This is a genomic window from Xylophilus sp. ASV27 (genome assembly GCF_016428875.1).
In the GTDB taxonomy this organism is placed as follows: domain Bacteria; phylum Pseudomonadota; class Gammaproteobacteria; order Burkholderiales; family Burkholderiaceae_C; genus Xylophilus.
In genome coordinates, this window is sequence record NZ_JAELTO010000025.1 from 37,934 (window position 1) to 45,290 (window position 7,357).

Sequence of the window (7,357 nt, forward strand, 5' to 3'; positions counted from 1 at the left end):
TCCGTGCGCGGCTCAGCGGCCGGCCCACAGCATCAGGTGCTCCACCACGGGCCCCAGGGCCAGCGCCGGCACGTAGTTCAGCAGCCCCACCAGCAGCACCGTGCCGATCAGCAGCGTGACGAACAGCGGGCCGTGCGTGGGCATCGTGCCGCCCGTGGTCGGAAGCCGCGGCTTGGCCGCCAGCGATCCGGCGACCGCCAGCACCGGCACGATCACGGCGAAGCGGCCGAGCCACATCGCCAGCGCCAGCATCACGTTGTAGAAGGGCGTGTTGGCCGACAGCCCGGCAAAGGCGCTGCCGTTGTTGTTGGCCGCCGAGGTGAACGCGTACATGACCTCGGAGAAGCCGTGCGGCCCGGGGTTGGCGATGCCCGCGGTGCCCGCCGTGGCCATCACCGCGATGGCGGTGCCGCCCAGCGCCAGGATGGGGGGGACCAGGATCGCGATCGAGACCATCTTCATCTCGTAGCTCTCGATCTTCTTGCCCAGGTACTCGGGCGTGCGGCCGATCATCAGCCCGGCGATGAACACCGCCAGGATGGCGAACACCAGCATGCCGTACAGGCCGGTGCCGACGCCGCCGAACACCACCTCGCCCAGTTGCATCAGCACCAGCGGCACCATGCCGCCCAGGGGCATGAAGGAGTCGTGCATGGCGTTGACCGCGCCGCAGGAGGCCGCCGTGGTGACGGCCGCGAACAGCGCCGAGGCGTCGATGCCGAAGCGCAGCTCCTTGCCTTCCAGGTTGCCGGCCGCGCCGTTCATGCCCAGTTGCGTGAGCACCGGGTTGGCCGCGTGCTCGGCCGCGATCACGGCCACGACCGCGACCACGAACATCACCGTCATGGTCGCCAGCACCGCCCAGCCCTGCCGGCGGTCGCCCACCTCCTGGCCGAACGTGAAGCACAGCGCCGCCGGAATGATGAAGATCGCCAGCATCTGCAGCAGGTTGGCGAACGCCGTCGGGTTCTCGTACGGGTGCGCGGAGTTGGCGTTGAAGAAGCCGCCGCCGTTGGTGCCCAGCAACTTGATCGCCTCCTGCGAGGCGACCGGGCCCATGGCCAGGGTCTGGGTGCGGGTCTTGGCGTCCTCCAGCACGGGCTGGCCCTTGTCGTCCAGCACCGGCTGGCCGTCGGCCGCGGTCCTGGGCTGCTGGAAGGCCACGGTCTCCAGCATCTGCACGTCCTTGTAGGCGTCGAAGTTCTGGATCGCGCCCTGCTGCACGAAGATCAGCGCCAGCACCAGCGACAGCGGCAGCAGCAGCCAGGCCGTGACGCGGGTCACGTCCGCCCAGAAGTTGCCCACCGCGCCGGACGAGCGCCCGGCAAAGCCGCGGATCAGCGCGAACGCCACCGCGATGCCGGTGGCCGCGGAGAAGAAGTTCTGCACCGCCAGGCCCAGCATCTGCACCAGGTAGCCCATGGTCGACTCGCCGCCATAGCCCTGCCAGTTGGTGTTGGAGACGAAGCTCACCGCCGTGTTGAAGGCCGAATCGGCCGACACCGCGCCAAAGCCCTGCGGGTTGAGCGGCAGCACGCCCTGCAGCCGCTGCAGGGCGTAGATCGCCAGCGCCCCCAGCGCATTGAAGGCCAGCAGCGCCAGCGCGTAGTGCTTCCAGCCCATGGACTGCGCCGGATCGACGCCGGCCAGCCTGAACAGCGGCGCCTCGGCGCGCAGCATCCAGCGCGGCAGGCGGCCGCCGCACAGGGCCGCCAGCCCGCGGCCCAGGGGCCAGGCCAGCGCCAGCAGCAGCACCAGGAACAGAGCCAGCAGGCTCCAGGCAGAGGCCGTCATCACAGGTCCTCCGCGCGCAGCAGCGCGATCACCAGATACACCAGCAGCGCCAGCGCGGCAAAACCGGCGGCGCCATAGAGGATGGGCGCGGCGATCATGAACGCCTCCCGGGCGCCTGCAGGCTCGCGTCGCCGCTGGCCGGGGCCGCCGGGGCCGCCGCCCCGCGCGCGCCGCGTGCCGCCTGCAGCTTTTCACACCCGCGCGCCATCCAGGCCACCGCGCCCCAGAGCAAGGCCAGCCCTGCTATCGCCAAGACATCAATCCACCACATAGGACCTCCACAGCATTTCCGATCACGGTCGCAAGCGTAGGCAGCCCCCCGTAAAAACGGGAGCCAAAGACAGGATCGAGGCATAAAGAACGCGTAAAAACCGGGGCTTTGCGGCGCTGGGCTACAGTACCGCCGCACTTCCTCCGCGCATGTCCCCATCCCCTCCCACACCCCGCGCCGCCGACGGCATCTACCTCGAATCGGTGACCCTGGTGCGCGGCGGCCGGCCGGTGTTCGACGGGCTCACGCTCGCGCTGCGCGAGCCGCGCATCGGCCTGGTGGGCGACAACGGCGCCGGCAAGAGCAGCCTGTTCCGCCTGATCTGCGGGCTGGAGCCGCCGCAGCAGGGCCGGGTGCTGGTGCACGGCTGCGACACGCGCACCGCGCGCCGCGAACTGCCCGGCCGGGTCGGGCTCATGTTCCAGAACCCGGACGACCAGATCATCTTCCCCACCGTGGCCGAGGAGCTGGCCTTCAGCCTCACGGCCCAGGGCACACCGCGCAAGGACGCGCGGCAGCAGGCGCAGGACTTCCTCGCCCAGCGCGGCCTGGCCGACTGGGGCCCGCGCGCCATCGGCGAGCTGAGCCAGGGCCAGCGCCAGCAGGTCTGCCTGCTGGCGCTGCAGATCAGCCGGCCCGCCACCCTGCTGCTGGACGAGCCCTTCGCCAGCCTGGACCTGCCGAGCCAGGCCCGGCTGGCCGCGCAGCTGCAGCGCACGCCGCAGCAGATCATCTTCTCCACCCACGCGCTCGCGCACGTGCAGGACTTCGACCGCGTGCTGTGGCTGGAGCAGGGCCGCCTGCGCGCCGACGGCCCGGGCCGCGAAGTCTGCGCCGCCTATGCCGAGGACGTGCGCCAGCGCACCGTGGCCCATGCGTAGCCTGTACTCCGAGCAGCCCACCTGGCTGCACCCCGTGCCCGCCGGGGCCAAGCTGGCCGGCCTGTCGGCCTGCGGCACCCTGCTGGTGCTGATCGAACGCCCGGCCCCGCTCGGCGTGGCCTGCGGGCTGGCGCTGCTGGCCTTCGCCTCGCTTGGCCGTCCGGCCTGGCGCCGCGCGCGCATGCTGCGGGGCATGGCGGTCGCGGCGGTGCTGATCACCGGCTTCCACTGGCTGCTCGGCTCCCCCGCCCTGGGTGCTGCCAGCGCCCTGCGCCTGGCCAGCGCCGGCCTGCTGGCGCTGATGCTGACCCTGACCACGCGCTTCGACGACCTGCTGGCCGTGCTCGAGACCTGCCTGCGCCCGCTGCAGCGCCTGGGCCTGCCGACCGAGCGCATCGCGCTGGGCCTGGGCCTGACCCTGCGCTTTGCCGAAGACTTCTACGTGCAGTGGCGGCGGCTGGACGACGCCTACCGCGCGCGCAGCGGGCACGGTGGTGGGCTGCGGCTGCTGGCGCCGCTGACCATCCGCACACTGCAGACGGCCGAGCGGGTGGCGGACGCGTTGGCGGCGAGGCTGGGGCGATAGGCTTGTATGACAGCAGAGTTGCCTTGCAGGCGGCAGAGGCCGGGAGTTCGCCCCGTCCTCGAAATCCAGCAAGACAGAAGAACAATCAAATCGATAGCGGCACACCGAAGAAAATCAACGGCCACAGCCACTTCTCACCAGAAAATCCATGACCACCCAATCCCTCACCTCCTCCCGCTCACTTTCCTACATAGCCCTCTTCGCCGCGCTGCTCGCCGCCTTCGGCCTGATCCCCAAGATCGACCTGCCCTTTGGCGTGCCCATCACCCTGCAGACGCTGGGCGTGATGCTGGCCGGCTGCCTGCTCGGGCCGCGGCGCGGCTTCTATGCGGTCGCGCTGTTCATGCTGGCCGTGGCGCTGGGGCTGCCGCTGCTGGCGGGCGGGCGCGGCGGGCTGGGGGTGTTCGTGGCGCCTTCCTCGGGCTTTCTGATTGGCTGGCTGTTTGGTGCGCCGGTGTCCGGCTGGCTCATGCGCCGCATGGCCGGTGCGCGCGGCAACGCGCTGTTGGCGGCGGCCTTTGTGTCGGCGCTGGTGGGCGGCATTCTGGTGGTGTACCTGTTTGGCATCGTCGGGCTGTCGCTGGCCGCGCACCTGACGCTGGCGCAGGCCGGGCTGGCGGTGCTGGCCTTTGTGCCAGGCGACCTGATCAAGTGCGGCGTGTGCGCCGTGCTCGTGCAAACGGTGATGCGCGGCATGCCCGGCTGGCGGCTGGACAGGGACTGATGCCGCCAGACTTCCCCACCGTCCACGCGCCGCTTGCGTGGTGGGCGGCACGCACACCGCACGCCCTGGCGCTGGACGACGGCACGCTGCGGCTGGACTTTGCCAGCCTGGCCGCGCAGGTCGCCGCCGGGGCGCAGGCCTTGGCCGATGCCCCGGCCATTGCCTGGATAGACGGCAGCGCATCGCCTGGCGCGCAGATCGTGCGCTTTCTGGCCATCCTGGCCAGCGGCCGCACCGCCGCCGTCAGCGACCCGGACTGGCCGCCCGCCGTGCTCACGCAGGTGCTGGCGCGCATGCAAGGCGTGGCCTCGCCCACCGCACCGGGGCAGGCCGGTGTGCCGCAAGGGCCTTTCTACATAGGCTTTACCTCGGGCAGCACCGGCATGCCCAAGGGCTTCAGGCGCAGCCACCGCTCGTGGACCAGCAGCTTTGCAGTGTGCGCGGACACCTTTGGCGCTGGTGCCAGCGCGCCAGTGCTGGCGCCGGGGCGCATGTCGCATTCGCTCTTCCTGTTTGGCGCGCTGATGGGCCTGTGGAGCGGCGCCGGCATGCACCTGCAGCCGCGCTTCTCGGCCACCGCCGCGCTGCAGACGCTGCGCCGTGGCGACGCCCTGTGCCTGGTCGCCGTGCCCAGCCAGTTGCTGCTGATGCTGGAGCTGGCGCGCCGCCAGCGGCTGGCGCCGGTGCCGGCCACGCAGCTCATCTTGATCAGCGGCGCGCCCTGGCCGCGCATGCGCACGGCCGATCTGCAGGCGCTGTTCCCGCAGGCGCGCATCGTCGAGTTCTACGGCGCATCGGAAACCAGCTTCATCGCCTGGGCCGACAGCGACGCCGCCCTGCCGCACGGCGCGGTGGGCCGCCCCTTTGCCAACGTGCAGCTGCGCATCGATGCCGCGGGCGGCGAAGATCAGGCCGGCCTGATCTACGTGCGCAGCCCCATGGTCTTCGATGACTACGTCACCCTGGCGCCGGGCCAGGACGGTAGTGCGGTGCTGCGCGACGGCGACTGGCTGTCGGTGCGCGACGTGGGCCATGTCGATGCGCAGGGCGTGCTGCACCTGCGCGGCCGGCAGCAACGCATGTTCACCGTGCAGGGCAAGAACCTGTTCCCCGAAGAGGTGGAGCACGTGCTGACCGCCCATCCCGCCGTGGCGGCTGTATCCGTGCAGCCCATGCCTGATGCGCTGCGCGGGCAACAGCCCGTGGCGGTGCTGCAATTGCTCGAGCCAGACGCGTTGCATGCCACTGCGCTGGCCGCGTGGTGCCGCGAGCGGCTGGAGCCTTACAAGACGCCGCGCCGCTTCTACCTGTGCCCCGACTGGCCGCGCACGCCCAGCGGCAAGACAGACCACCCACAGCTCGCGCGCTGGTTGGCAGACGCCGGCACCGCGCAGCTGCAGCCGCTGTGAACGATTCCCCCGTCATCCTGGGCTGGGCCCGCAGCGCCGTCTGCCCCGTGGGCGGCGGACTGTCGCACCGGGCCGCGCATGAGATTGGCGCGCCCGTGCTGCTGGGCCTGCTCGCGCGCTTTGGCATCCCGCGCAACGCCATCGACACGGTAGTGGCCGGCAACGCCCTAGGCGCCGGCGGCAACCCCGCCCGCATGCTGGCCCTGGCCGCCGGCCTGCCAGACCGCACCGCCGCGCTCAGCGTGGACACCCAATGCTGCGCCGGCCTGGACGCCATCACCCTGGCCGCCGGCCTGCTCGCCAGCGGCAGCGCGCAGGTGGTAGTGGCCGGCGGCCTGGAGGCCTGGAGCCGCGCCCCCATCCGCCAGCACCGCCCGCGCACGCCGCAAGAGGCGCCCCTGCCCTACGAACGCCCCGCGTTCGCCCCCGACCCGCAACGCGACCCCGACCTGCCCCTGTCCGCAGCCCGCTACGCCGCCGAACACGGCATCACCCGCGCCGAGCAAGACGCCTACGCCGCGCAAAGCCACGCCCGCGCCCTGGCCTGGCGCCGCCGCATGGCGCAGGAGATCGTGCCCATCGGCAGCGCGACGGAAGACAGCTACGCGCGGGTGCTGACGCCCGAGCGCATGGCGCGCATGCCCATTGCGGCGGTCAGCGACCTGTGGCCTGCCGATGCTGGCGCCCCACGCAATTTCGCCGTGAGCCGCATCGCCGTCGCGCCCAAGGCGGATGGCGCGGCCTTCGTCGTGCTGGCGAGGCCGCAGGCTGCGGCGTCGCTGGGCGTGGCGGCGCCGTTCCGGTGGTGCGGCGGCGTGTCGGTGGGCGCGGCGCCGGAGATGCCGATGCTGGCGGCCGTCGATGCCGCGCGGGCGGTGCTGGCGCATACGGACGTCGCAGCCAATGCGCTATGGGGCGCGGAACTGCACGAGGCGTTTGCGGTGCAGACGCTGGCGTTTGGCGAGGCTTTGGGGATTGCGCCGGAGCGACTGAACCGTGGCGGCGGCGGGCTGGGCCGCGGGCATCCGATTGGGGCTTCGGGGGCGGTGAGCCTCGTGCGATTGCTGGCGGACATGCAGCACGATGCGCCAGTGGGCGCGCAAGGGCTCGCGGCCATTGCGGGGGCCGGGGGCGTGGGGGCTGCGGGGGTGGTGGAGCGGACGCTTTCGCGACTCTGACGAGCTTTCCGTCACCACGGGGCCCGATTGCAGCCCCTGCGCATACGCCCCTTGTCCTGGCCTACACGCAGGGCACGACAGAGCCGTCAGCGGCGGACGCAGATCGGCTGTTTCGAGGCGTCGAGCAAGGGCTCGCGCCGAACCTTGCCATCGGGCGCAACTCCCTCATAGACGGCGCAGCCGTTGGTGTCATGCTCGATCTTGGCGCCGGCATATTTCAGGCGCGCATGCGTCTGCTCGAAAGCGGTGACCTCAGCACTGGGCAGCATGTCGTTGCCGTAGCTGACTCCAGTCTTCTGGGTCTGGGCGCATGCGGCGAGCGCAAGCACGGCAATAGCGACCGGGATGATCTTCATCTTCACTGGCTCCCATCCGAAATGCGGAAGTCTAGGGCAACGCTGAATAAGTCCGCGTGGTGGCGCGCGCCCTGGTGTGGGATGGGATGCAAGGCGCAAACCGCAGCCATAGCCGCAGCTATGGCGAGGATTTGCAACGCCGCAGACCGCCCACAGCA

General features: G+C 71.3%; 8 protein-coding genes. 5 read left to right on the forward strand and 3 right to left on the reverse strand.

Going from position 1 to position 7,357, the window contains the following annotated elements; genetic code table 11:
- Positions 1–12 precede the first annotated feature (12 nt).
- Complete coding sequence (gene kdpA, locus JHD63_RS07675; RefSeq protein WP_198970160.1) at positions 13–1,794, reverse strand: potassium-transporting ATPase subunit KdpA; 1,782 nt, start codon at positions 1,792–1,794, stop codon at positions 13–15.
- A complete protein-coding gene (locus JHD63_RS07680) occupies positions 1,794–1,892 on the reverse strand; it encodes a potassium-transporting ATPase subunit F (protein ID WP_198970161.1) in 99 nt (32 codons plus the stop codon). The genes kdpA and JHD63_RS07680 overlap by 1 nt, the downstream gene beginning before the upstream one ends.
- Positions 1,893–2,214: 322 nt before the next feature.
- On the opposite strand from JHD63_RS07680, the gene JHD63_RS07685 reads away from it, so the two are divergent.
- From JHD63_RS07685 to JHD63_RS07705, 5 genes are all read left to right on the forward strand, one after another.
- Positions 2,215–2,946, forward strand: a complete 732-nt coding sequence (locus JHD63_RS07685) for an energy-coupling factor ABC transporter ATP-binding protein (RefSeq protein WP_198970162.1) — start codon at positions 2,215–2,217, stop codon at positions 2,944–2,946.
- Positions 2,939–3,532, forward strand: a complete 594-nt coding sequence (locus tag JHD63_RS07690) for an energy-coupling factor transporter transmembrane component T family protein (protein WP_198970163.1) — start codon at positions 2,939–2,941, stop codon at positions 3,530–3,532. Before JHD63_RS07685 ends, JHD63_RS07690 begins: the two co-directional genes overlap by 8 nt.
- Before the next feature lie 148 nt (positions 3,533–3,680).
- The gene (locus JHD63_RS07695; protein WP_198970164.1) at positions 3,681–4,256 is read left to right on the forward strand and encodes a biotin transporter BioY; all 576 of its coding nucleotides are present in this window, start codon (positions 3,681–3,683) and stop codon (positions 4,254–4,256) included.
- Entirely contained in the window at positions 4,256–5,665 is a 1,410-nt protein-coding gene (locus JHD63_RS07700; protein ID WP_198970165.1) for an AMP-binding protein, read from the forward strand. The genes JHD63_RS07695 and JHD63_RS07700 overlap by 1 nt, the downstream gene beginning before the upstream one ends.
- Entirely contained in the window at positions 5,662–6,843 is a 1,182-nt protein-coding gene (locus JHD63_RS07705; RefSeq protein WP_198970166.1) for a thiolase family protein, read from the forward strand. Before JHD63_RS07700 ends, JHD63_RS07705 begins: the two co-directional genes overlap by 4 nt.
- Positions 6,844–6,929: 86 nt before the next feature.
- Here JHD63_RS07705 and JHD63_RS07710 read toward each other — a convergent pair whose 3' ends face one another.
- Positions 6,930–7,199, reverse strand: a complete 270-nt coding sequence (locus tag JHD63_RS07710; RefSeq protein ID WP_198970167.1) for a hypothetical protein — start codon at positions 7,197–7,199, stop codon at positions 6,930–6,932.
- Positions 7,200–7,357: the final 158 nt, after the last annotated feature.

Bases quoted from the DNA above. Each gene is read 5' to 3' on its own strand.
- JHD63_RS07710 (WP_198970167.1), bottom strand. From the start codon at position 7,199: ATGAAGATCATCCCGGTCGCTATTGCCGTGCTTGCGCTCGCCGCATGC.
- JHD63_RS07700 (WP_198970165.1), top strand. From the start codon at position 4,256: ATGCCGCCAGACTTCCCCACCGTCCACGCGCCGCTTGCGTGGTGGGCG.
- JHD63_RS07690 (WP_198970163.1), top strand. From the start codon at position 2,939: ATGCGTAGCCTGTACTCCGAGCAGCCCACCTGGCTGCACCCCGTGCCC.
- JHD63_RS07680 (WP_198970161.1), bottom strand. From the start codon at position 1,892: ATGATCGCCGCGCCCATCCTCTATGGCGCCGCCGGTTTTGCCGCGCTG.
- JHD63_RS07695 (WP_198970164.1), top strand. From the start codon at position 3,681: ATGACCACCCAATCCCTCACCTCCTCCCGCTCACTTTCCTACATAGCC.
- kdpA (WP_198970160.1), bottom strand. From the start codon at position 1,794: ATGACGGCCTCTGCCTGGAGCCTGCTGGCTCTGTTCCTGGTGCTGCTG.
- JHD63_RS07685 (WP_198970162.1), top strand. From the start codon at position 2,215: ATGTCCCCATCCCCTCCCACACCCCGCGCCGCCGACGGCATCTACCTC.